The organism is Mycolicibacterium austroafricanum (assembly GCF_902705885.1).
Classification (GTDB): domain Bacteria; phylum Actinomycetota; class Actinomycetes; order Mycobacteriales; family Mycobacteriaceae; genus Mycobacterium; species Mycobacterium vanbaalenii_A.
In genome coordinates, this window is sequence record NZ_CACSIP010000023.1 from 1 (window position 1) to 21,697 (window position 21,697).

The 21,697-nt window shown below is 64.0% G+C and carries 23 protein-coding genes, 1 tRNA gene and 1 pseudogene; 11 read left to right on the top strand and 14 right to left on the bottom strand.

Annotation, left to right across the window (positions count from 1 at the left end):
- The 3 genes from BEMPMBAN_RS15520 to BEMPMBAN_RS15530 all read right to left on the bottom strand — a co-directional run.
- A partial coding sequence (locus tag BEMPMBAN_RS15520; protein WP_159231502.1) for a PP2C family protein-serine/threonine phosphatase occupies positions 1-1,378 on the bottom strand: 1,378 nt, incomplete at its 3' end.
- A gap of 76 nt (positions 1,379-1,454) precedes the next feature.
- Entirely contained in the window at positions 1,455-1,922 is a 468-nt protein-coding gene (locus BEMPMBAN_RS15525) for an FHA domain-containing protein FhaB/FipA (protein ID WP_159231505.1), read from the bottom strand.
- Positions 1,923-2,052: 130 nt separating this feature from the next.
- The gene (locus BEMPMBAN_RS15530; RefSeq protein ID WP_159231507.1) at positions 2,053-3,468 is read right to left on the bottom strand and encodes an FhaA domain-containing protein; all 1,416 of its coding nucleotides are present in this window, start codon (positions 3,466-3,468) and stop codon (positions 2,053-2,055) included.
- Positions 3,469-3,715: 247 nt separating this feature from the next.
- On the opposite strand from BEMPMBAN_RS15530, the gene BEMPMBAN_RS15535 reads away from it, so the two are divergent.
- Both BEMPMBAN_RS15535 and BEMPMBAN_RS15540 read left to right on the top strand, forming a co-directional pair.
- A tRNA-Leu gene (locus tag BEMPMBAN_RS15535) sits at positions 3,716-3,798 on the top strand.
- Between the two features lie 681 nt (positions 3,799-4,479).
- A complete protein-coding gene (locus BEMPMBAN_RS15540) occupies positions 4,480-4,944 on the top strand; it encodes a hypothetical protein (protein WP_159231509.1) in 465 nt (154 codons plus the stop codon).
- Between the two features lie 30 nt (positions 4,945-4,974).
- Here BEMPMBAN_RS15540 and BEMPMBAN_RS15545 read toward each other — a convergent pair.
- A pseudogene (locus tag BEMPMBAN_RS15545) lies at positions 4,975-5,430 on the bottom strand (recombinase family protein); the annotation flags it as partial.
- A 193-nt stretch (positions 5,431-5,623) separates the two neighbouring features.
- Positions 5,624-6,148, bottom strand: coding sequence for a glyoxalase superfamily protein (locus BEMPMBAN_RS15550; protein ID WP_159231513.1), 525 nt, complete (start codon positions 6,146-6,148; stop codon positions 5,624-5,626).
- Positions 6,149-6,516: 368 nt separating this feature from the next.
- Here BEMPMBAN_RS15550 and BEMPMBAN_RS15555 point away from each other — a divergent pair, with 368 nt between their 5' ends.
- Complete coding sequence (locus BEMPMBAN_RS15555) at positions 6,517-7,407, top strand: aminoglycoside phosphotransferase family protein (RefSeq protein ID WP_159232061.1); 891 nt, start codon at positions 6,517-6,519, stop codon at positions 7,405-7,407.
- A gap of 105 nt (positions 7,408-7,512) precedes the next feature.
- Here the strand turns inward: BEMPMBAN_RS15555 and BEMPMBAN_RS15560 are convergent, their stop codons facing one another.
- A complete protein-coding gene (locus BEMPMBAN_RS15560; protein WP_159231515.1) occupies positions 7,513-7,887 on the bottom strand; it encodes a cytidine deaminase family protein in 375 nt (124 codons plus the stop codon).
- 191 nt (positions 7,888-8,078) lie between these two features.
- On the opposite strand from BEMPMBAN_RS15560, the gene BEMPMBAN_RS15565 reads away from it, so the two are divergent.
- The 3 genes from BEMPMBAN_RS15565 to BEMPMBAN_RS15575 are packed head-to-tail and all read left to right on the top strand — an operon-like array spanning position 8,079 to position 9,853.
- Positions 8,079-8,519, top strand: coding sequence for a mycothiol transferase (locus BEMPMBAN_RS15565; RefSeq protein WP_159231517.1), 441 nt, complete (start codon positions 8,079-8,081; stop codon positions 8,517-8,519).
- Positions 8,520-8,526: 7 nt separating this feature from the next.
- Positions 8,527-8,943: a hypothetical protein gene (locus BEMPMBAN_RS33170; protein ID WP_425294984.1), complete on the top strand. Its 417-nt coding sequence runs from the start codon at positions 8,527-8,529 to the stop codon at positions 8,941-8,943.
- The gene (locus BEMPMBAN_RS15575; protein WP_159231521.1) at positions 8,927-9,853 is read left to right on the top strand and encodes an SDR family oxidoreductase; all 927 of its coding nucleotides are present in this window, start codon (positions 8,927-8,929) and stop codon (positions 9,851-9,853) included. The genes BEMPMBAN_RS33170 and BEMPMBAN_RS15575 overlap by 17 nt, the downstream gene beginning before the upstream one ends.
- A 227-nt stretch (positions 9,854-10,080) precedes the next feature.
- On the opposite strand, the gene BEMPMBAN_RS15580 is transcribed toward BEMPMBAN_RS15575, so the two are convergent.
- The 6 genes from BEMPMBAN_RS15580 to BEMPMBAN_RS33175 all read right to left on the bottom strand — a co-directional run bounded on the left by BEMPMBAN_RS15580 (position 10,081) and on the right by BEMPMBAN_RS33175 (position 15,158).
- Positions 10,081-10,977 (bottom strand): alpha/beta fold hydrolase, encoded by an 897-nt coding sequence (locus BEMPMBAN_RS15580; RefSeq protein ID WP_234897489.1) that lies wholly within the window; start codon positions 10,975-10,977, stop codon positions 10,081-10,083.
- A 214-nt stretch (positions 10,978-11,191) separates the two neighbouring features.
- Positions 11,192-11,812, bottom strand: coding sequence for a maleylpyruvate isomerase family mycothiol-dependent enzyme (locus BEMPMBAN_RS15585; RefSeq protein ID WP_234897490.1), 621 nt, complete (start codon positions 11,810-11,812; stop codon positions 11,192-11,194).
- 20 nt (positions 11,813-11,832) lie between these two features.
- Positions 11,833-12,291, bottom strand: a complete 459-nt coding sequence (locus BEMPMBAN_RS15590; RefSeq protein WP_234897491.1) for a hypothetical protein — start codon at positions 12,289-12,291, stop codon at positions 11,833-11,835.
- A 131-nt stretch (positions 12,292-12,422) separates the two neighbouring features.
- On the bottom strand, positions 12,423-13,484 hold the full coding sequence (locus BEMPMBAN_RS15595) for an FAD-dependent monooxygenase (protein WP_159231525.1): 1,062 nt from the start codon (positions 13,482-13,484) through the stop codon (positions 12,423-12,425).
- Positions 13,485-13,674: 190 nt separating this feature from the next.
- A complete protein-coding gene (locus BEMPMBAN_RS15600) occupies positions 13,675-14,358 on the bottom strand; it encodes a maleylpyruvate isomerase N-terminal domain-containing protein (RefSeq protein WP_159231527.1) in 684 nt (227 codons plus the stop codon).
- 263 nt (positions 14,359-14,621) lie between these two features.
- Entirely contained in the window at positions 14,622-15,158 is a 537-nt protein-coding gene (locus BEMPMBAN_RS33175) for a class I SAM-dependent methyltransferase (protein WP_159231529.1), read from the bottom strand.
- 802 nt (positions 15,159-15,960) lie between these two features.
- On the opposite strand from BEMPMBAN_RS33175, the gene BEMPMBAN_RS15610 reads away from it, so the two are divergent.
- From BEMPMBAN_RS15610 to BEMPMBAN_RS15625, 4 genes are all read left to right on the top strand, one after another.
- Positions 15,961-16,926: an AAA family ATPase gene (locus BEMPMBAN_RS15610; RefSeq protein ID WP_159231531.1), complete on the top strand. Its 966-nt coding sequence runs from the start codon at positions 15,961-15,963 to the stop codon at positions 16,924-16,926.
- On the top strand, positions 16,923-18,173 hold the full coding sequence (locus tag BEMPMBAN_RS15615; RefSeq protein WP_159231533.1) for a DUF58 domain-containing protein: 1,251 nt from the start codon (positions 16,923-16,925) through the stop codon (positions 18,171-18,173). The genes BEMPMBAN_RS15610 and BEMPMBAN_RS15615 overlap by 4 nt, the downstream gene beginning before the upstream one ends.
- Complete coding sequence (locus tag BEMPMBAN_RS15620) at positions 18,170-18,652, top strand: hypothetical protein (protein WP_159231535.1); 483 nt, start codon at positions 18,170-18,172, stop codon at positions 18,650-18,652. Before BEMPMBAN_RS15615 ends, BEMPMBAN_RS15620 begins: the two co-directional genes overlap by 4 nt.
- 102 nt (positions 18,653-18,754) lie before the next feature.
- A complete protein-coding gene (locus tag BEMPMBAN_RS15625; protein ID WP_159231537.1) occupies positions 18,755-19,156 on the top strand; it encodes a type II toxin-antitoxin system VapC family toxin in 402 nt (133 codons plus the stop codon).
- Positions 19,157-19,231: 75 nt separating this feature from the next.
- Here BEMPMBAN_RS15625 and BEMPMBAN_RS15630 read toward each other — a convergent pair whose 3' ends face one another.
- Entirely contained in the window at positions 19,232-19,813 is a 582-nt protein-coding gene (locus BEMPMBAN_RS15630; RefSeq protein ID WP_159231539.1) for a phosphotransferase, read from the bottom strand.
- A complete protein-coding gene (locus tag BEMPMBAN_RS15635; protein ID WP_159232068.1) occupies positions 19,797-20,597 on the bottom strand; it encodes a carbon-nitrogen hydrolase family protein in 801 nt (266 codons plus the stop codon). Before BEMPMBAN_RS15635 ends, BEMPMBAN_RS15630 begins: the two co-directional genes overlap by 17 nt.
- A gap of 60 nt (positions 20,598-20,657) precedes the next feature.
- Here BEMPMBAN_RS15635 and BEMPMBAN_RS15640 point away from each other — a divergent pair, with 60 nt between their 5' ends.
- Positions 20,658-21,635, top strand: a complete 978-nt coding sequence (locus BEMPMBAN_RS15640; protein WP_159232070.1) for a dipeptidase — start codon at positions 20,658-20,660, stop codon at positions 21,633-21,635.
- The last annotated feature ends 62 nt before the right edge of the window (positions 21,636-21,697 follow it).

Here is a 21,697-nt window from a genome sequence, read left to right on the forward strand (position 1 = left end):
GGGTGGCGGTGGGCGGCGCACTGGTGGGTGCGGGCGCGGCGGTGGTCGGCGTCGGGGTGCGCGGCAACGGGGGCAGGTGCGGGGTCGGCTTGGGTGTCGTCGTCGCAGTGGGCGGTGGGCAGACCGGCAGGACCGAGCCGCGTAGCTGCTCGATCTGTCGGATCGCGTCGTCGAGCGTGCCCGAGGGCAGCCCGGCGATGACCTGGGCGCGTTCGGACGGACGCATGTCGTCGACGGCGAGCAGCCGGCAGCCCAGGTCATCCAGGGATTGTCCTGCGCTGATCAGGGAGAGTTCGTTGCGGGCGTTCAGACACCCGAGCAGGTAGGGCTCCTGCAGCGAGACCCCGGCGAAGGAGCCCTGCACGCCCCGCATGATGGAGACGGTGCCGGCGTGTTCGCTGACGTAGTAGTTGTTGCGCACGATCTCGCGTGCGACGGCCAGGCCTGCGAGTACCACAAGGAGCAGCACAGTGGCGATGATGAACATGCGGCGCCGGGAGCGGGGTTTCGGTGGTGGTTCTTCTGGTTGGTGCACAACGGGTTTGGCGACATTGCGTTTCGGGTTGAACGCCGACGCGCGCCCGGCCGCGGTGTTCGGTGGGGCGCTCTGATCGTCGCTGCCGGACACCGCCCCGGCGAGGATCGGTTGGGTTTGGCCGTAGTCGTAGTCGACGACGTCGGCCACCACCAGGGTGACGTTGTCGGGACCGCCGCCACGCAACGCCAGTTCGACGAGACGGTCCGCACTCTCGGTGACGTCCGGGATCTGCAGCGCCTCGGCGATGGTGTCGTGGCTGACCGGGTCGGTGAGGCCGTCGGTGCACAGCAGGTACCGGTCTCCGACACGGGCCTCGCGCATGATCAGCGCCGGCTCCACCTCGTGGCCGGTCAGGGCCTTCATGATCAACGAGCGCTGCGGGTGGCTGTGCGCCTCCTCGGCGGTGATGCGGCCCTCGTCGACCAGGGTCTGTACGAACGAGTCGTCCTTGGTGATCTGGGTGAGCTCGCCGTCACGCAGCATGTAGCCGCGGGAGTCGCCGATATGCACCAGGCCGAGCCGGTTGCCCGCGAACAGGATGGCCGTCAGCGTGGTGCCCATGCCGTCGAGATCCGGGTCGGCCTCGATGTGCGCGGCGATCGCCGAGTTGCCTTCCCGGACAGCGTCGCCGAGTTTGCTCAGCAGGTCGCCGCCGGGCTCGTCGTCGTCGAGGTGGGCCAGGGCGGCGATGACCAGCTGTGAGGCGATCTCCCCGGCCGCGTGACCACCCATCCCGTCGGCGAGGGCCAGCAGGCGGGCGCCGGCGTAGACCGAGTCCTCGTTGTTGGCGCGGACCAGCCCGCGGTCGCTGCGCGCGGCGTATCGAAGTCCGAGGGTCATTTTGCTCCTCGCGTGCGCAGGATGCCTTTTGCTCCTCGCGTGCGCGGGATGCCGTTTGCTCCTCGCGTGCGCGGCGTCACGGGCGGAGCTCGATCACCGTTTTGCCGACCCGCACCGGTGTGCCCATCGGAACTCGTACCGCCGTCGTCACCTTCGCCCTGTCGAGGTATGTACCGTTGGTCGATCCTAGATCCTCTACATACCACTCCGGACCTCGTGGGGAGAGCCTGGCATGGCGGGTGGAGGCGTAGTCGTCGGTCAGCACCAGCGTGGAGTCATCGGCGCGTCCGATCAGGATGGGCTGGGTGCCCAGCGGGATCCGGGTACCCAGTAGCGCGCCCTCGGTGACCACCAACTGGCGGGGGACGTTTCTGCGGCCTCGGTTGGGTAGCAGGGTCCCGCGCAGCGCCAACCCCCGCCGAGCCATCACCGCGCCGGTGGGTGCGTAGATGTCGGTGCGCAGGATGCGAAGCACCGACCAGATGAACAGCCACAGCAACAGCAGGAAGCCGACGCGGGTCAGCTGCAGAACTAGCCCCTGCATCTGACGTCCTCTCCGTCCCCGTCATACGCCACGCGCAAGCGCTCGTAGGCGTCCTTTCGGCACCGCCACCATACTTCGGCGGCGTTCGACGTGAGGGTCAAGCAGAAAGCTTTCCCCGGGCTGTCGACCCTCAGTGAACGCGGACGATGATCTCGGAGTGGCCGAGCCGGATGACGTCACCGTCGGCCAGCTGCCACTCCTGTACGGGCGCATTGTTCACCGTGGTGCCGTTGGTGGAGTTGAGGTCTGACAATAGCGCGACCTGCCCGTCCCAGCGGATCTCCAGATGCCTGCGGGAGACGCCGGTGTCGGGCAGCCGGAACTGCGCGTCCTGACCCCGTCCGATCACATTGGCGCCTTCACGCAGCTGGTACGTGCGGCCGCTGCCGTCATCGAGCTGCAGAGTGACCGCGGTGCCCGCCGAGGGGTAGTCCCCCTGGCCGGCGCCGTAGCCGGGCGCGCCGTAACCGGGGCCGCCGTACCCCTGATCGCCGTAGCCCTGATCGCCGTAGCCCTGGTCGGAGTAGCCGGCCGGGGGCTCGCTGTAGCGGCCGTAGTCGGGCTGACCGTAGTCCTGGCGCCCGTAGGCCTGGCCGCCCTGTGAACCGTAGCCACCTTGATCCGGGTAGCCGCCCTGGTCCGGGTAGCCGCCCTGGTCCGGGTAGCCGCGTCCCGGCGGCGGGTAACCGCCGTCGTCGGGCCGACCCGGCGCGCGGCCGTAGTCGTAGTCATTGGCGGGGGGTCCGGGCGGGGGACCGTACCCGGGCTGCCCACCGGGAGGTGGACCGTAGCCGGGGGGAGGCTGGCGATACCCCTGGTCGGGGTAACCGCCCTGCGGCGGGCCGTACCCGGCGGGTGGGCGCTGTTCGTAGGACGGAGGCGGGTAGCCCTGGTCGGGGTAACCGCCCTGGTCCGGGTAGCCACCCTGGTCGGGGTAGCCACCACGCGGCGGATAGTTGGGCTCGCCTTGCGGCGGGTAGCCGCCCTGCTCAGACGGTGGATACGGGGGGCGCTGCTGATCGTCCGGCCGGTTGTACCGCTCGTCGTAGTATTCGTCTGCCGGCCGACCCTGTCCCTGGCCGGCGCGGTAGCTCGGATTGTCGGTCATCGGTGGTACTCCTGGTTCTGCGTTGGACGAAAGTTCTCGAGGTGGCGCGGGTTCGCCTGTGGTCGAGTCCGGGTTGACCGCACCACGCGCGCGTAACTGTCCGGTGTGCAGGTCGGGCGACTGCTCGAATCTGACGACCACATCACCATACGTTTGCCACCCCTGCTCATGGATGTATCCCTCCAAGTGCTTGGCGAACGTGGTCGAGGTGATGTCCGGGTCGGCGCTCACCTTGCGGTAATCGGGCACACTGAGGGTAATGACGTAGTCGTTCGGGGCCAAAATTCGTCCGCCACGTACTTCTTGTGCACCGCTGTCGGCCTCGCGTCGGAGCAGCGACTCCACTTCCGCTGGGACGATCGAGCCTCCGAATACCCTGGCGAAGGCGTCACCAACCGTCGACTCGAGTTTGCGCTCGAAGCGGTCGACCAAACCCATCGCCCCGGTCGCCTCCCTCGCTGATGTGCGGCATCTTTTCGCACGGTGGCGCCACCAGCGTGTCGGCTGGCAGCCATGCTTGCATGCATGGTATCGGCCGGGCCCGCCCTCGCGGGACCACCAGAACTCTGAGAAACCCATCGTGGCAGGTCACGGTCCTGGGGAAGCCCCTTTTGGCGATGACGGAGGCCGTGCCAGTACGGTTGGGGCGAGGGCCGGGGTGCGTGATAGGCTCCCTCGGTCATTCGGGCGAGTGGCGGAATGGCAGACGCGCTGGCTTCAGGTGCCAGTGTCCTTCGGGACGTGGGGGTTCAAGTCCCCCTTCGCCCACATAGAGGAGTTCTACGAACTGCTAGCGCAAAGGTCACGAACCAGAAATGGCTCGTGACCTTTGTGTTTGGGTGGGCCCGGTGCTTTGGGGGCGTCATTCGGCGGGCTAGGGACTTCCGCCGCTGAGTCCCGGTGTCACCGGGCACCGGTACTAGTCTGCCGAGGCAACAGTGGGCTTTCCATTCGACAGACACGCCAATCTTCACTCTTGGGGCCGGAAGCTGAGCAAGACGCGGTGCGCAGATGATCGCCGCCATCATCCGTGACTAGTCATCGTCCTTGCCGACCTTCTTCAAGTATCGAAACAAGCTGCAGACATACGCCTCGAATCCGAGAGCTTCACAACCGCAAGTCACACCTGAATCAGTCGCGCGCACCCACCCCGGACGCCTAATTTCGTGTTACGATATTGGAGGTGCATTCGGTGCGGATTCACTCTGCTGCGCTCAAGCATGGGCGCAGCGAAGGAGACATCCTCCACGCGTTGAAGCACGTTCACATCGAGCTAGACGTGATCGATGATGATCCACCGCGGACATGCATTTTCGGCTTCGCCCCTGACGCCACGCTGTATGGAGCTGATCGTGCTCCATACAGCGCAAGCCGATCTCGTAATCCACTGCATGAAGGCCCGGAAGCATCAGCTCGACAAAGCCCTACAAGCCCGAGGCGGATACTGACATGACCAAGAAAGCAGCGACCAGCACCGAGCGAGACGCCAATCGCAGCAGCGGAACCCGCCATCGCAGCGCCATTACAGGCAAGTTTGTGAAGACGTCCACCGCGGCGCGCAATCCAAGGACCACGGTCACCGAGCGCAACCCTGACAACGACAAGGTGACACGGCCGCCGCTGGGAACCCGTGATGACTCGCTGGGTGAAGGGGTGTCTTTGATGGAGCGCCACCTTCCGAGTGATCTCGATGAAGAGACCATCGAGCGACTGGCAGCCGAGGCCGAGGATGGAGTGCCACCCGAGAAGCTGCGTCGACGAGGGCGCCCCTCGATTGCCGAGGACGCCTCCAGTACTTATTCGGTGCGGCTACCCATTGGTTTGGTGACACTCACCGACGAACGTTCGGCCATCGATGGTGTAAGCCGAGGCGAGACTATCCGCCGAGCGCTGATCGAGTACCTCACGAAGTAGCAGAGGTCTCTTTCAAGTACCGGTACGCGGCCGCTCGGCGGAAAGTTTCGGTGGTTTGGTCACCGGCAACTGCCGCGCCCGACGAGTTGCCCGCGATGCGGCGCGGCGTTCACGACCCAACTCAAGTTCCAGTTCGGCCAGAGTAGCCATGATGCCAGCGACCGCGCGCCCGGTTGGAGTAGCGGTATTCACCCCCTCGCGTAAGGCGCGTAACAGAATTCGGCGTCCATCAAGGTCTGCGATGGTGCGTGTCACTTCAGCGGCTGAGCGGCCTAAGCGATCGATCGCACTCACGATCACAATGTCGCCGGAGCGGGCGTAATCAAGCAACCTGGCCAGGCCGGGACGCGCGGTACCAACCGCGCCAGACACCTCGTCACTGAACATCCGTCCGGGAGTGACGCCGGCCGCGCTGAGCGTAGAAACCTGGCCCCCGAGGTCCTGGCCAGAAGCGCTGACCCGCGCGTATCCGAGAATGGCCGTCACACCCACTACAGTCACACCAACCGCCGACAGTGAGGATCTGAGACACGCAGTGTGAGAAAAGAAATGAGACACTGCGACCTCGAGCTATGCGAACGTCACGCAGCGCGTGCAACCCTGTCTCGGTTCTCTAGAAACGAGACGGCAGCGAATGATGACCGTGCCCGGGTGGTCGGATGCCGCGCGTGACCGCCTTCTATGCGGTGGTCTGGCAGAACCGGATCGTGTTGGAGAACGGGTCGATGACTTCCATGGTGGGTCCGCCTGGTGAGTCGGCTTCGATCCCGGGGTTCATGCGGTCGTATCCAGTGGTGTGGAGTTCTTTGTGTAGCGCCGCGACGTCGCTGATCGGTACCCATACGGTCGATCCGGGGGTGCCGTCGCCGTGGTGTTCAGAGAGGTCGAGCACGAACCGGTCCCGGCGCAATCGCATGTAGAGGATTGATTGCGCGTACTCGAAGCGATGTAGCCACTCGATAGCGAAGTGCAGGTAATCGATGTAGAACTCGCGTGCTCGAGTTTCATCGAGGCTACGGAGGACCGGCACAGGAGCGCTCATGCCCCGGTGGGTCGGGAGCCCCGCAGCTGCAGTGTTCCAGTCGCGGAAGCCGAGTTGTTGGGCCACGATCTCCAAGGCCTTGGAGTGCGTGAGATTGGCGGCGGGTACTTGTTCCCGCAGGGTGCGTGCGGCTCGCTTGGCGTCGTCGAGGGTCAGATCCATCACTTCACCTACGTTTCCGATGCCGGTGTGCGATCAGCGCCCGCATTGCTGATTGTCCAGGCACCGTGTGACTCGTAGACGAGTGTGGTGGCGACCGATCCAGATGCGTTCACCTCACCGATATCTCGGCGCGGGCGGCGGGCCGCATCAAACCCGTGAATGACATTACTGACTGCCAGAAACGGAATCAATCCCTGGTCAAGTGTCGGTATAGGCGGGTAGAAGCGGCACGCCGCCGGAGGCAGGATCTGATCGACTTCGTTTCTCTAGAAACTAGACAAGGCGTGAGTCCCGCCGGTGAAGAGAAGGTCTGTTGTAAGGCGCATTGTCGCCTAGACGACCGGCTGCGAGGATCGGACATCGTGGATGTGCATCCCGAACAGCTCCTGATTTCTGAATTGACGGTGCAGACGCTGGTATCGACGCAGTTTCCTCAATGGCGTCACGCGGAGGTTCGACCGATCAAAAGCCCTGGCACCGTGAACGCAATCTTCCGTATCGGCGATCACCTTGTTGCCCGGTTCCCACTGGAGCTCGACGACGTCGCGGTCGTCCGCGAACGCTTAGAAGTAGAGGTCGCGGCAGCCAGTGAGCTGCTCGGCCGGTCACCTTTTGCTACTCCCGAGCCGATCGCTCTCGGCGCTGCAGGGTGTGGCTATCCGCTTCCGTGGTCGATCTACTCATGGCTTCCCGGCCAAATGGCGACAGCCGACAACGTCAGTGAATCGGTATCATTCGCACTTGATTTGGCGAGCTTCATCGAAGCCGTCCGAGCCATCGATACCGATGGTCGAACCTTTGATGGCAACGGCCGCGGTGGCGACATCCTCGCACACGACGACTGGATGCAGCAGTGCTTGACTAACAGCGAAGGTCTCCTCGATGTCGGCCCGCTACGGGCTTTGTGGGCCGAGATGCGTGAGATCCCACGCGGCCCAGACCCGGCTGCCATGAACCATGCCGACCTCATCCCACCGAACATTCTTATCGACGGGGAACACATCGTTGGAGTTCTCGATGTCGGTGGACTGCGTGCCGCCGACCCCGCCCTCGATCTGGTCGGCGCCTGGCACCTGCTCAATGCCCGAGGCCGCGCCATATTACGGGAACGTCTTGATTGCGACGATGCGCAATGGCAACGAGGTCGGGCGTGGGCCTTCCAGCAGGCCATGGGCGCGGTCTGGTATTACGTCGAAAGCAGCCCAACCATGAGCGCAGGTTGCCAGCGCACCCTGCAACGCATCGTCACTGACATCTGAAACAAGACGTGAGACGTCCACATTCTCTAGAAACGAGACGGGGCCACGTCTCCAGAGGCTGCGGGGCAAGCCGAGGGGTGAATTAGCGGGCTGGTTACCGTACGATCATCGGAACGGCAGCAGCTCGCGAAGCGGGATCGAGCGATCTGAGTCGAGCATCACGAGAGTGTCTGCATTGGCCGCGTTGAGCTGGATGATGAATTCGCGGCAGCGCCCGCAGGGAGGTAGGACCGCGCCGTGGCGGTCCACCGCGACGATTCGCATGATCTCGCTCTGACCAGCGGTAAGCATCGCAGCCGCGGCAGAGTGCTCGGCGCAGAAGCCCATTGATGACGCTGTGTCCACGCAGATGCCGACGAACACGTCGCCGCCAGCCGTCTCAATCGCAGCACCGACAGTGCCGCACGCGGCGGTCTCGCTCAACTGGCGTGGAGCGACCGCGGCCCGTGCCGCGGCGAGGAGCTGCTCGAAACCATTCACTGCTTGAGGATGCCCCTCCTACCGGCGTGTCACCAAGGCCCCAGTGTGTGCGGCAGGCCGACGTCAGTCAGGGATTGACCGCTTCGTGCGCACGAAATCAACGGTCGGCTGCCCCGTTATGCCAGGTGTCGCGCCCTACCGACACCCACACAAGACAAGCACCCACACAGATGCGGAATGGAGCAAATGCTATGTCAGACAATCAGATACGCAACGGCGATGAGCGGTCGATCATCGAGGGCATGCTCGACCGCAGCCGCGAAGCGCTCATCGACACTGTTCGCGGGCTATCCGAAACCGAGGCCCGACGCCGGCTTGTCACCTCGTTGACGACGCCGATCTCGCTGATCAAGCATGCCGCCGGCGCCGAGAGGATCTGGTTTCAGCGGTTCTGGGCGGGCCTAGCCGAATCCGAGTGCGACGGGCACTCGCGCTGCGACGAAGGCACCTTCACCGTGGCCGACGACGAGTCGGTGGCCGACATCATCGCCAAGTTCGAGCGCGCCAGCCAGAAATCACGGGCGATCGCGGCCAGGCTTCTCCTCGATGACACTAAGGACAACCCGCGAGAAGGAGCCGTCGGCATGCGCGCACGACCTCGGGGTGCCTGTCGGCAACGTCGTCGTGGATGACGAGTCGATGACGACTGTCGAGAAAATCGTGAACTCGACGCCACTGTTGGCGGATAGCCCGGCGGCGATCAGAATCGCATCGAGTACGTTCCATGCACGTCGTGCACGCCGGATCCTTGGTGATGAATCACCGGCATTGGCTGCGCGTTTGATCCGAGCGCGGGACTATTTGCCGATGGAGTATGGGCTGCTACACGCGGGCTTGGTGGCCTTCGAGGGCTACAGGGAACGGCGTGCCCGTTCCGTTCGGCGGCAGCATCCCAGATGTGAGACAAGATTTGATTGTGCTCGTTTCTCTACAAGCGAGACGGGGCTTGGGTGGGTGCAACCCAAAGAACGCTCACTTCAGCGCTCGCTCGCCGTAGCATCGGCTCTCCGTGAAGGTCTGAAACTGAGAGACTGTTGTGATGGCTTGGGCGCCTGAATCTGAGGCACTTCGTGGTTGTGTCGCGGTGGTTGCCGGCGCAACTAGAGGCGCTGGGCGCGGTATCGCCGCAGCCCTTGGTGAGGTCGGCGCAACCGTGATCTGCACCGGCCGCAGCAGCGTCACGGGCACCGGCGGATCCGACTATGACCGGCCCGAGACCATCGAGGAGACCGCCGGTCTGGTCACCCGGCTGGGCGGCAACGGGATCGCAATCCAGGTCGACCACCTCGACTCCGAGCAGGTTCGCGTGCTGGCCGAACGCGTGCGCGTCGAGCATGGCCGTATCCACGTGCTGGTCAACGACATCTGGGGGGCCGAGGTTCTCAAGGGCACGCCCGCGACCTGGAACACCCCCATCTGGGAACACGACCTCGACGACGGCCTGCGGATCTTGCGCCTGGCCATCGACACCCACCTCATCACATCCCACCATCTGCTTCCGTTGCTGATCGGCGAGCCCGGCGGGCTGCTCGTAGAAGTGACCGATGGAACTCGCGACTACAACGCCTCGCGGTACCGGATCTCGGCGTTCTACGACCTCGCCAAGGTCGCAGTGAACCGCCTGGCGTTCTCCCAAGGCCATGAGCTGAAAGAACACGGAGCCACGGCGGTGGCGATCACCCCGGGCTGGTTGCGTTCGGAGATGATGCTCGCGAATTTTGGTGTCACGGAGGGCAACTGGCGCACTGCTGTGGCACCGGGCGGCATCGAGGGATACCCCAGCGCCCCGGAAGGTTTCGCGGCCTCAGAATCACCGCGCTACGTCGGGCGTGGAGTCGCTGCGCTGGCCGCCGATCCGGAGCGGGCGAGGTGGAACCAGTGCTCGCTCACCTCTGCGCAACTCGCCCGAGAGTACGGATTCACCGACATCGACGGCTCCCAGCCTGACAGCTGGGCCGATCAGTAATGAAGTCCTGCGTGATGAGTGGCCCGAGGATGTGCCAAGTCGGACGATAAGCATCCCCGGACACCTGGAAGCAAGTTTCCGACGCCAACCCCCCTATTAGCTGAGACAGGTTCTGCGTCGACCAACTTCTCTACAAACGAGACAGAGTGGGCGGGTCCTGGCGTCAAGCCGCGGCTTAGCCGCACCCACTCCCGGAGCGGCCATCCCCCGGCCAAAGACCGTACTGACTAGGCGCCGTCACGGTGTTCTTTCACGAACTGTCGGATACAAGCATTCACCTCGTCAGGAAGCTCGGCAGGCAAGGCGTGAGTGGCTTTGGGCCACAGGCGATACCGCCACCCGGGGACTACAGATTCTATTCGCCGAATTCCCTTATCTGAATTGTGGACGGTGTTGCCCGCCAGAAGAACCTGGACCGGAGGATTCACTGAACGTAGCAGGCGCACACTAGGGAGAAATGGGAACGCGCCACGCATCGGTGGCGTGAAGGCGGCGAATCCGGCAACAAACAGCCCAGTGAGCATGTCACTGAAACTGCCCGGCGGATGCTGACCCATAATCCACGCGGCGCCACGTTGAGCCCGCACGGAACGCGGGCGCCGACCCAGCAGCCCAAAATGCCGCCAGCACCGCACAGAGAGTCTCGTTACCGTGCTAGCCGGATCAATCAGCGTCACGGTCGCTAAACGACTAGGCTCCCGCGCCGCGGTCTGGGTGACATGCCACCCCCCATTGGAATGCCCAACCAAATGCACATCGCGCAGCCCGATGCCCGCTAGAACTGCATCAATGGTGCGCGCGCAGCCTGCAGCCGTCAGCGCTGGTTTCGACCGAATACTCGCTCCGGGCTGGCCCAACATGTCCATCGTATAAACGGTGAAATCGCCAGTCAGACCCTTGATTTGTTCGCACCACATAGCCGAAGTCAGGTAAAAGCCGTGTACCAGTACGACCGGCACACCGCCGCTCGGCCCGTGCTGATACACCCGGACAATGCCGAACTCGGTCGGAACGTCAAGCACGACATCCGGCGGTGGGGTCAATGCCCGAAGCTCGTCATAGGTTGCCAGATAGCGCCGACGAGCGTCGGAGCTCTTGAACCCCCCGTCAATCAAACGAAACAAGAGGCAACCCTGCCGCCGTTCTGTTAGTCCTCCGGCCTTTACTGCAGCACTCCATTATTGGGAAGGTACATCTCTGGCGTCGTGTCAGAAACCACCACCCGGTTACCCCCACAGGTCGTCCCCTGCGTTGCGAGAGAGGATCTGAGTCGTCCAACTTCTCTAGAAATGAGATGACCCTGTGGTTCTCGCGCCGCACAACTCTGGCTCTGGCGGCTCAGCCTCGTTCAGCGGGCAAGCGGCGAAGAAGTGTGGCCGCTCCCTGACCGGACAGTTCGCCGAAAGCTGCCGAGCGGCCGGCGAGGGTCATCAGCAGTGCCTCTCCCGGTGCACGCACTTCGGGTCCGCTGCCGTACCTCCAGTCCACATCGGTCGCAATCAGTTGTAGCCCCCGGCCACGCCATGCGCTGCACAGGATCGGCACATAGAGCGATCGCTGTAAGGCAGCGCGGAGGCGCTGGGGCGGAATGACGCGCGCGATGCCCAGGGGCCGGCGGATATCTTGCTGGTGGATCATGGCATCGAGGAGGCCGATGGTGCCTCCGAATGCAGCCATGTAGCCACGTGGCTGCGCACGCTGTCGAATCAGGTCGACCAATTCAGCCGTCCCCAGATCGACGTAGTCAGCGATGGCGTTGGCGTTGAAGCGGTCCATGCTGCCGCCCGCATCGAGAAGGCGTTTTTTCGCGATCTGGGCATAGGAGAGTCCGTCGTAACTGATGACATGTGCGGCGAGATCACGTACCCGCCACTGGCTACACAGGGTCGGGTGGCTCCATTGGGCGGGATTGAAATCGGCAAGCAAGTTGGCAAGGTCTTCTCGCTCGCTTCGAACCATGGCGACGACACTCGCCATCGTCAATCGCGCCCCACAGCGGGCAACACCTGCGACGTCGCGCGCGATCGCAGGACTGCAAGCCCGACGAGGCCGAAAACAATGTCGGCGATGATTTCGAAAACTGCAGTCACCCAAGAGAACCAGGTGATCCGCGCAGCCGGCAACGCATTGATGAAGCTGTCACTAAAGAAGCCCCACGTCGGCAGCAGATGTGCAACGGCGAAGCCCGCTGCGCTGACAAAACCAACGACCACTGCAGCATGCGGTGCCCATCGGCTACCGAGAAACACCAGCATGATCGTGAGGACAGCTAAGGCGATTTGAGTCATTCCCGCCACCATCACTGCGGGCGGGATGACATCCATGCCTCGCCGCAAGTGGTCCGCGCCGTGCAGCGCTACCGCAGCTCCAAAGATTGCGGCGCTGAGACGGAATCGGTTGTCCCAGCGATCCCGGCTGAGCTGTGATTGTCCGCGCACGTGAACCCCTCGTCGCGCCAAACTGCTACTACACGCGGTAGTACTTTTGCGCAACGAAGTACAGGGCGCGATTCCGCTATTTACAGACAAAGACAGTGCTCGGCTTGGCGAAGGGAATTCGGACTGCGCCGTCAGGTTGCGCTCAGGGATGGCTGCCATCGGCTCACTGAGCCTGCCATTGCGCTGAAGAGTCGGTCGGGTGTGACGGCCAGTGACATGTTGCGCGCCGTTTCCAGCGCGGAGATCCTCGGTGTGGCGAAGTACGACCCGGCGTTGGACGCGGCGTACAACGTCAGCAAGCGCCTTCTTCGCTTGGACAGTCCCGAGATACTGTCACGGGCCAAGGTGATCGCGTCCTCCATCGCCAGCGCGGCGCCTTGGCCGAAGGTGGGCCGCATGGGATGGGCTGCGTCGCCGATCAGCACCACCTTGCCGCGCATCAAATGACGAGGCGGCCGAGCTTCGAAAATTTCGGGGGTAGAGACCTGGCTCGACCAGGCGGCGTCGATGAGGCTAGGGAGCGGATCAGGCCAGGTTTGGTAGTCATCCAGTCGCGCCTCGGGGCGGGTCGTGCCGCCGTAGATGTAGGTGCGCCCGTCGTGGAGCGGCAGTATCCCGAAATCGTTGGTGCACCCCCAGATTGGACCGAATCCGGCAGAAAGCTCGCGATCGACGATCCAGGACCAGCCCCGTATGCCGGTGGATCGAACCGGGGATGCCTTGGGCCATAACGATGTCCTGCACACTCCACGTGCTCCATCAGCTGCGACGATCAAATCGAACCGCTGCTCGGAATCGCCGACGGAGAGCACGCCGTCCGCACTGACCTGGGTCACCGTGCTGCTGTAATGCAGGCAATCGTGCGGAAGTTCGTCGGCAAGCCACCTGAGCAGCTCGCGCCGGGGGACGGCGGCGTACTGCCTCCCGCCAGTGAGTTCGGCCAAGGTCCGACGGATGAGCACACGGCCCGCCGGCGTTCGTACAGTGGCGGGCGTGTGTGACCACGGTTCAGTCTTAACGCGGTCGCGAACACCAAGGATCGATAGGCACGCCAAGGCGTTCGCGGCCAGGGAGATCGCTCCACCAGCAAAGGTGGGCCCGCCTGCCTTCTCGAACAAGCTGACATCGTGGCCGCCTCGACGGAACATGATCGCTGCCGCCAACCCTGCGAATCCACCACCGACGATCCCCACCCTCATCACCCAACGCTACGACGAGCTGTAGTAGATGTCGAGAGCGCGGAGTGCGGCGCCATTGCCGCCAAGCATCCGAGACAGAATCTGAGCCGTCCCCATTCTGTAGAAATGAGACACGCCGCAATCGTCGAGTACCGAACCAGAGCAGTCTGGGGGGCTCGCCGTCTTCCGCCGTGGGCGGTGTTGGTTACGGTGCGAGTCGCGGGATGGGCTGGTCGTCGTCGCGTGGACCGAAGAACCCGAATGCGTCGACGAGCTGCGTGCCAGGCGCCGGCGACCAATTCCACGTCCGGATCTGGCGCCGTGAACGGCGACTGAACATGGCGCGTAGCAGCTCATAGCCATCGGCGTGCAGTGTGACGGTGGTGTCACCGGAACCGCAGCGCCATTCGTCGTCGTATTCGTCGCGGACAACGACCGAGGCAATGCCGCGCAGCCGCCGTCCGAGCAGCCGCATCATCACCGGAAGAAACGGGTCGTACCAGTGGACGCGATCCGGCCGGGCCAAGCCCAAGGCCTCATGCAAATCGGCTTCATGGCAGATGAGGTCAGCGGCGATATTCGGGCCGTCAAACGTCTGGCCCACCAGCCCTGCCTCGATGGCCGGCCCGAGGCGGTCCCACTCGGCGAGCAGCTCGTCGAGGCACGCGTCGTGTCGTTCAGCGACGTGTCGCGCGGTCCAGGCGTCGCCCGGTGCTCCCTCAACCCGACCACACACCGCATCTGATGCGCCGCCGACCAGGTGAGACAGCAGGTCGTGAATCGACCACTCGGGGGTCGCGGGCACCGAGCGCCGCAGTTCGTCGGTGTCGAGCGAGGCGACCAGTTCGGTAACCCGGTGGCGGGTGTCGCGGTAGGTGACGTCAAGCATGGGCAGCCGCCGGGGCGTGGTGGCGGTCGCCGCTGCTGCGCGGCTGTGCGTGGAGGCGCGGTGCTCGATGCGGTTGCGGCGCAGTCGATTGCGCCAACAGGCGGGTTGTACGCCATCGACGGATGGTAGCTCGTGTCGGCGTTCGCCGTGCTGCGTCGAGCTGATCGTGATGGGTCATGTGTGTGTCCTCCCGGCGCCCGCCGGGAGCCCACCCGCAGACGCTAACACAAAAATAAGAAACATAAGGTATCGGTAAGGAAAGTTTAAGGCGGTGGGGTCCGGTGATCTTGGTGGCAGGGGGCCTCGAAGCACGGATGCGGCACTGTGAAGGCAAACCACCCACCAGAGCGCAGCACTCGTTGGACCAATCCAGGGGCGGCATCGAGATCAGCCATGTTGTTCAGCGACAACGCTGCCGGCACACCATCCATGGAAATGTCAGGCACGGTGTGCAGGGTGGTTCCGTCATCGACGCGGTAGATAACTCCAGCCAATGGGGCATGCTCGGCCGCTTCGGCATCCGCGATCAGCGTGCGTGTGGGATCTATGCCCACGACGCGTGCTCCGGCGGTTGCCGGCGCTCGGCTGACGATGGCCTCACCGCAACCAACGTCAAGAACATCGAGACCAAAAACTTTGCCTGACAGAGCATTCAGCAGAACGTCCCGCGAGAACTGGTACGTCGCCGACCTGCCGCGAACTAGTTCGGCGTACCGATCCGCGATACCCTCCCAATTGTCTTCCACCAGTGCCGATCTGGTCCAGTACAAGGTGTAGCTGGTGAGACAAGATGTGATCATTCCCGTTTCTCTACAAGCGAGACAGGAGTGCACCGCCTCCCGGGTACGGCAAGGTTTAGTTCCCAGTTTGCCGGGGCGTCATTTCGGGACGCGGTTGGCGCGTTTTGCGGTTCCCTTCCGCGATGAGACGCCAGACTGAGTCTGGACTTGCCGCTCGACGGTGGCGGTGAGCCGGCAGTTGAGCGGGGGCCTATGTCTGAGATCGAGACGGCGCGAGTGTGCCTCAGTCGGGACCGTGCCGTACTCGACATGGCTGGCGGTCGTTGTGATAGTTCGGCGCGGGGTCTGCAACGGCTGGTCTTCTCGGTAGTGGCTTCGCCGTGAGGGTGTTCGTGTTGTTGGGGCTGTGTGCGTTGGTGGCCGCTGAGGCGGTCGGGCTTGCGCTGCCCCGTCTGAGTGCGGCGTCGTGGTTCCCTGGTATCGCACTGGCACTGGCACTGGGGGCTGCCCGGTGGCTGCTGTTTCGTGGGTCCCGACCCGAGCCGGTTGACGACGCGGCCGATGGCACGGGGACTGCGCTGGGTCGGTGGGTGGAGCGGACAGAGTCTCAGATCGCGTGGTCGGAGGCCACGCGGGCGGACTGGGACCGGCGGTTGCGGCCCACGCTGGCGCGGCAATTTGAAATGGCAAGCCGGCAGCCACGGGCGAGAAACCCGGCGGCATTCGAGGCCACAGGCCGCGTCCACTTTGGCGATGACCTGTGGGCCTGGGTTGATCCGGAGAACGTCTCGAGCACGGGCACACGTGAACCGGGTCCGGGACGGGCGGTATTCATCGGCATTATCGAGCGTTTGGAGCGCATGTGAGCATCCCCTTGACGACAACTGCGGCGCGCTGCGAAACCATTCTCGACGAAGTCGCGAACGCCGTGGTGGGCAAACGCGATGCGTTGAGCCAGATTCTGACCACCGTGCTGGCGCGTGGGCACGTGCTCATCGAAGACCTACCCGGCTTGGGCAAGACGCTCATCGCGCGGTCCTTCGGCGCGGCGCTGGGATTGGACTTCATCCGCGTGCAGTTCACCCCGGATCTGCTCCCCGCCGATCTACTCGGCTCCACCATCTATGACATGCAGTCGGGGCGCTTCGAATTCCGCCAAGGCCCGATCTTCACCAATTTGCTGCTGGCCGATGAGATCAATCGGACACCGCCCAAGGCGCAAGCGGCGCTGCTGGAGGCGATGGCCGAGCGGCAAGTGAGCATCGACCGAACGACGCATCCGTTGCCTGCGCCGTTCATCGTGCTGGCCACCGACAACCCCATTGAGTACGAGGGCACCTATCCGCTGCCCGAAGCTCAGTTGGACCGGTTCGCCATCCGGCTCCAACTGCGCTATCTGTCCAAACCGGAGGAACGGGTCATGCTGCGTCGGCGCCTCGAACGCGGTTCGGCCGAGCCGCACGTCGGTCAGGTAGTCAACAAGGAGGAATTGTTGGCGATGCAGGAATCCGTCGAGCAGGTCATCGTCCAGGACGCGGTACTGGACTATGTCATTTCAATTGCCGACGCCACTCGCCAGCACCCGCAGATAGCTGTCGGGGCGAGCCCGCGCGCAGAACTGGACCTGGTGCAACTCGCCCGAGCTCACGCCCTGCTACGCGGTCGCGACTACGTGATCGGTGAGGACGTCAAAGCGCTCGCCGTGGCGGCGATGGCACACCGCATCAGCCTGCGCCCGGAAATGTGGGTGCGCCGGGTGCAGGCGAGTGACGTCCTAGCTGAACTGCTGGCGCGGATGCCCGTCCCACCGACACGGGGCACCCAGTGAACGAGGCCCGCGAGATCGACGTCGAACTCCTTTGGGGCCCGTCGCCATTGACGCGCGCGCTGGCGACGTGCGGGGCCGCGGTCCTGGCCGCCGCAGCGCTCAGCTCCCGTTGGCAACTGATCGTCTTCGCCGCTCCGCTGCTGGGGGTGCTGTGCTCGGTTCGCTGGCAGCGTGGTAGGCCCGCGGTGCGCATCAGCAGCTCTGCAGGTCGGCAGTACTTCTTCGAGTCCGAGCAGGCCCGATCGACGGTGACGGTGACGGCGGATACTGCCGTGGCACTGAGTCTTTCGACTGTCGATGGAATGGACCTCGAGGTCCTCGTCGAGGACGCGGCGGACCGTCAGACGGTCGCCGTGTCGGCGTCGCGGTGGGGACGCTACGTCGTGCGGGCTCACGTCGAAGCATTCGCCGCCGGTGGACTCCTCTGTGGGACGGCGACCGTCGAGGTCGCCGACTGCTGCGTCTTCCCCATCGCACCGCCCCAAGACACCAGCCTGCCCGACACCGACCTGCCAGACCGCCTAGGCACGCACCTCACCCGCCACGTCGGTCCCGGCGTCGAATTCGCCGACATCCGCGCCTACATCCCTGGCGACCAGCTCCGCACGGTGAACTGGCCGGTCAGCGCGCGACGTGGCGCCCTGCACGTAACCGAGCGGCTCACCGATCGTGCCGCCGACGTGGTGGTGCTGATCGACACCCACACCCAGCCACTCGGACCGGCCACCGAGGCCACCGATCGGATGGCCCGCGGGGCGGTGCAGGTGGTGCAGAGCGCCTTACGCCAGGGCGACCGCGCCGGGGTCGTTGCCCTAGGCACTCGCCGGACCCATTGGCTGGGTGCAGACATGGGCAAAGCCCAGTTCTACCGCATTCTGGACACCATCCTGGACGCCACCGGTGGACCCGAAACCGGGATGAGCACACTGGCACCCCCAGGAGCGGTCCCCACCGGGGCCATCGTGATCGCGTTCTCCACCCTGCTGGACACCGACTTTGCGCTGGCGCTGATCGACCTGCGCAAGCGCGGGCACACGGTGGTGGCCATCGACATCCTTGTGGGTGCTCCGTTCGCTGGCGACCGCGACCCGCTGGTAGCCCGGATGTGGGCGCTACAGCGATCATTCATGTACCGCGACATGGGCACCATCGGAGTGGACGTGGTGCCCTGGTCACCCGAGCACACCGTTGATCAGGCGATGGTGCTGATTCCACGCCACCGACGCCCGAAACTGCACCGACGATGACCTATCTCGCGAGGGCCCACCCGCTCTCGACCGGACTCGGGCTGGTGATGACGGTCGCGGCAGGCATCCACACCGCCGGCGTCACCATCATCCTCGCCATCCTCACCGGCCTTGCGGTGTTGGTGGGCATCAGGTTTCGCCGTGCAGCCACGCTGGCGGTCCTACTCGCCGCCGCCGCGGTCATGCTCACCGATGCGCCGCCGCTCGCGACGGGGTTGGCCGGCCTAGCTTCCGCCTGCTACCTGACGCTGCGCCACAACGAATGTGAGTCGATCAGACCGGCACCCGGATACTCACCGGCAATCGTCGCCGCCCTCGCCTTCGCCGCCCTCGCAGTATTGGCCGCCTCACTGCCGCTCGATATTCCGTGGCTGCCCATACTTGCCCCGCCGATCATGTTCCTGGCCTACATGATGGCCATCCAACCGCTCCGCCCCATCGCCATCGCAACCGAACTTTCTCATAGCGACAGGATCTGATCGATTTCGCATCTCTAGAATCGACTCAGCAAGTCCTAGCTGATAGCGGCCCGGACCGTTCAGGGAGGTGCCGCCACCTGTGGCCTGTGCGACAGTACGGTCATGACGATCTTCGTTGTTGACGCGAAAGTGGCCATCGACCTCGCCACCAACGGAGCGACCATTCCAGCCAAGCACAGCCTGACGGCTCCCACGCTGCTGCGCTCGCAGGTACTTGCCCTCGTGTACGAATCAGTCCACCGCGGTGATCTCGACGATCGGGCCGGACGAAAGGTTCTCGATGGTGTTCGTGGGCTGCGCATCCGGCTCCTCGGCGACCGATCGCTGCAGGACCACGCATGGCGAGTAGCCGCCAAGCTGAACTGGTCGGATACCTACCGAGCCGAGTACATCGCACTGACTCAGCTACAAGCGGACGCACTGGCAACCGCCGACCCTGAACTCGTGGCCGCAGCGCGCGGTTTCGTCGAAACCATGCCCCCGGCTGCCATCCTAAGCTCGTAGCACCGCCCTCAAGCATCCGCGCAGGTGACGTCTGGTGCGACACGATCTGATCGATCTCGTACCTCCACAAACGAGTCAGGAGCTGTCGTTGGCGTAGTGCGCCGCGGGCGGCGAGGTGACCACACATCCCATGCACACCACCTCCAGGAGGTGTCGTCGACGAGCATAGGTAGTGGCCTTTAACGCCGAGCCAATACGGGTTTGCAGACCATCGCGGCCGAACAAAGTACGTCCTGAGGTCCATCGAGCCGCGGTTGATGTCGCCCCCAACGTTGTTGGGGTCGTCCCGCTCGCGACGTCGAGTAGGCCCGCGCTGTTGGCCAGGCACAGTTCGATCCACTCGTCGTAGGACGCCAGATCACCGCCACGTCCATTGCCATCGTAGGTCCGGCCGCACGTATCGATTGCCCGCACAGCCAGGATTGGATGCGCGAAATCTATTGCAAAGGAATCGGATTGAGAGCAACTATCGGCAGTAGCCGGTTCACCTGCTAGCCAAGTGAACACCGACCAAGGCAACGGATAACCGGCGCCGGGTTCACCAATCCCCAGCGGGATCGGGGTAGCAACAGGGGTGCGCCCCTGGAGTTCATTCGCGGCAGCGGCCTGTAACTCGAGTTCTTGACGCACCGCCTTGACGTCATCGTTTGCGCTCAAGCGGAAATCTGGCCACTGCATCTTCGCCAACCCGGAAGGTGGCGTTCACAGTGCCATCGCCAGCGGCTTCTTGTATGGGTTTGCGTCGGAGTACGGCGCGGGCGATCTGAAAGGGTGCATAGTCAGCTTGGGCGATGAGTGTCGACTTTGCTGACCAGATCGCCGAGTGGCCTGCGGTGGTCAGATAGCCTGCGCCGGTCGGGCCGGCGAAGCTGGCCATGGCCACCGGCGCCCGGCAGGTCGCCGCGATGTTGCGTGCGCGGCATTGCTGTTCGGCAAGTTCCCAGTCGTGGTGAACGACGCCGCAGGCATAGAGATCCACACCGAGTTGTGCTGTGCCGCTGATATGTTCGTCGATTCCGGTGTCGCGGCATATCCCCAGACCGATGCGCCACCCGTCGAGGCTAATCGCAGTTGGCCCCGGTCCCGGCCAGAACCGTGCCTGCTCGTCGCCGCCGAGGTAGGTCTTGCGGTAGACAACGCTGGGACCAGTGGAGTCGACCAGCACGGTCGCGATGAAGCGGCGACCGTCGGATTCAACGGGAGCGCCTACTAAGGCGGCGGAACCCGTTGCGGCGCAGATTGATGTCAGCGGTTCCATGACGGCGCTGGCGATATCGACCGGGGATACATCCAGCTGGTAGCCAGTCAGGGACAGCTCTGGGAACACCACCAGTCGTGCGTGGGACTGCTCAATCAGCGCGGCGTGGGCATCGACGTTCGCGGCCACTGCGCCCGTGGCAATGCGTGGCTGAGCAACCGCGACCGACAACTCCACATTCAGATCCTGCCTCATATAGTGGCCCGCAGGAGCACTGGTCTCGCTAGTGCATTATCAGTAGTCATGCCGCACTTTCTTTGGGACCAGCACACCTGCCTGCCGTTACAGGTCGGCGCTGACGTCGATGTGTTGACCCGATATGAACACCGAGGCGGGACCTTCGTCTCGGTCAATGCCGGGTACTCACCACACTCATTCGCCGATGCCATTGCCCTGCTCAATCATTACCGCACCGCGGTGGAAGCGCATCCCGATCTTGAGCTCGCGCAAAGCGTAGACGACGTGGACCGCATCACCTCGACGGGCCGGATCGCCGTGGTCTTCGACCTGGAAGACTCCGCCCCGCTCGACGACGACCTCGACAGTTTGGCCACTCTGGCCAGTCTGGGAGTTCGTACCCTGCTACCCACTTACAACCACGCCAACCGTGCTGGCAGCGGCTGCTTGGATAACAACGACACGGGCCTAACGGTCTGGGGGAAAGCCATCATCGCCGAGATGAACGCGGTCGGGATCGTCGCCGACGGGTCACATTGCAGCACCAACACCGGACTCGACATGTGCCGCACGTCCGCAAGCCCAGTCGTGTATAGCCATTCGTGCATGAAGACGGTTTGGGACCACCCGCGCAATATCACCGATGACCAAGCCAGAGCCTGCGCCGATACCGGCGGTGTCGTCGGTATCACCGGGGTCGGGATCTTCCTCGGACCGAACACCCCAACACTGGAGGCGATGACGCGACATCTCGACTACGCCATCAACCTGATCGGGATCGACCACGTCGGCATCAGCAGCGACTTCTCTTTTGACCACGCCGACTTCAACGACGAGATACTGCGCAACCCACACTTGTTCGACGACAGCTACACCAGCTGGGGACCCATCCAATGGATGCCACCGGAGACTCTCCTCACACTGGGTGAGCACCTCAGCAGCGAAGGCTGGGCCGAAGCCGACATTCATGCCGTCCTTGGAGGCAACTTCTACCGAGTCGCACAACAAACGTGGCCGGGCGCCCAGATTCGCAGAAGCGAGTAGCCAAATCTCAGCTGAGGTGGGAGTAGCGCAGAGCAGTGTGACGACCCACGGTGCAGCAGGTC

Coding starts and splice junctions, on each gene's coding strand:
- BEMPMBAN_RS15525 (WP_159231505.1), bottom strand. CDS start 1,922: ATGCAGGGGCTAGTTCTGCAGCTGACCCGCGTCGGCTTCCTGCTGTTG.
- BEMPMBAN_RS15530 (WP_159231507.1), bottom strand. CDS start 3,468: ATGGGTTTGGTCGACCGCTTCGAGCGCAAACTCGAGTCGACGGTTGGT.
- BEMPMBAN_RS15540 (WP_159231509.1), top strand. CDS start 4,480: ATGACCAAGAAAGCAGCGACCAGCACCGAGCGAGACGCCAATCGCAGC.
- BEMPMBAN_RS15550 (WP_159231513.1), bottom strand. CDS start 6,148: ATGGATCTGACCCTCGACGACGCCAAGCGAGCCGCACGCACCCTGCGG.
- BEMPMBAN_RS15565 (WP_159231517.1), top strand. CDS start 8,079: ATGTCAGACAATCAGATACGCAACGGCGATGAGCGGTCGATCATCGAG.
- BEMPMBAN_RS33170 (WP_425294984.1), top strand. CDS start 8,527: ATGACGACTGTCGAGAAAATCGTGAACTCGACGCCACTGTTGGCGGAT.
- BEMPMBAN_RS15575 (WP_159231521.1), top strand. CDS start 8,927: ATGGCTTGGGCGCCTGAATCTGAGGCACTTCGTGGTTGTGTCGCGGTG.
- BEMPMBAN_RS15585 (WP_234897490.1), bottom strand. CDS start 11,812: ATGGTTCGAAGCGAGCGAGAAGACCTTGCCAACTTGCTTGCCGATTTC.
- BEMPMBAN_RS15600 (WP_159231527.1), bottom strand. CDS start 14,358: ATGCTTGACGTCACCTACCGCGACACCCGCCACCGGGTTACCGAACTG.
- BEMPMBAN_RS33175 (WP_159231529.1), bottom strand. CDS start 15,158: ATGATCACATCTTGTCTCACCAGCTACACCTTGTACTGGACCAGATCG.
- BEMPMBAN_RS15620 (WP_159231535.1), top strand. CDS start 18,170: ATGACCTATCTCGCGAGGGCCCACCCGCTCTCGACCGGACTCGGGCTG.
- BEMPMBAN_RS15625 (WP_159231537.1), top strand. CDS start 18,755: ATGACGATCTTCGTTGTTGACGCGAAAGTGGCCATCGACCTCGCCACC.
- BEMPMBAN_RS15640 (WP_159232070.1), top strand. CDS start 20,658: ATGCCGCACTTTCTTTGGGACCAGCACACCTGCCTGCCGTTACAGGTC.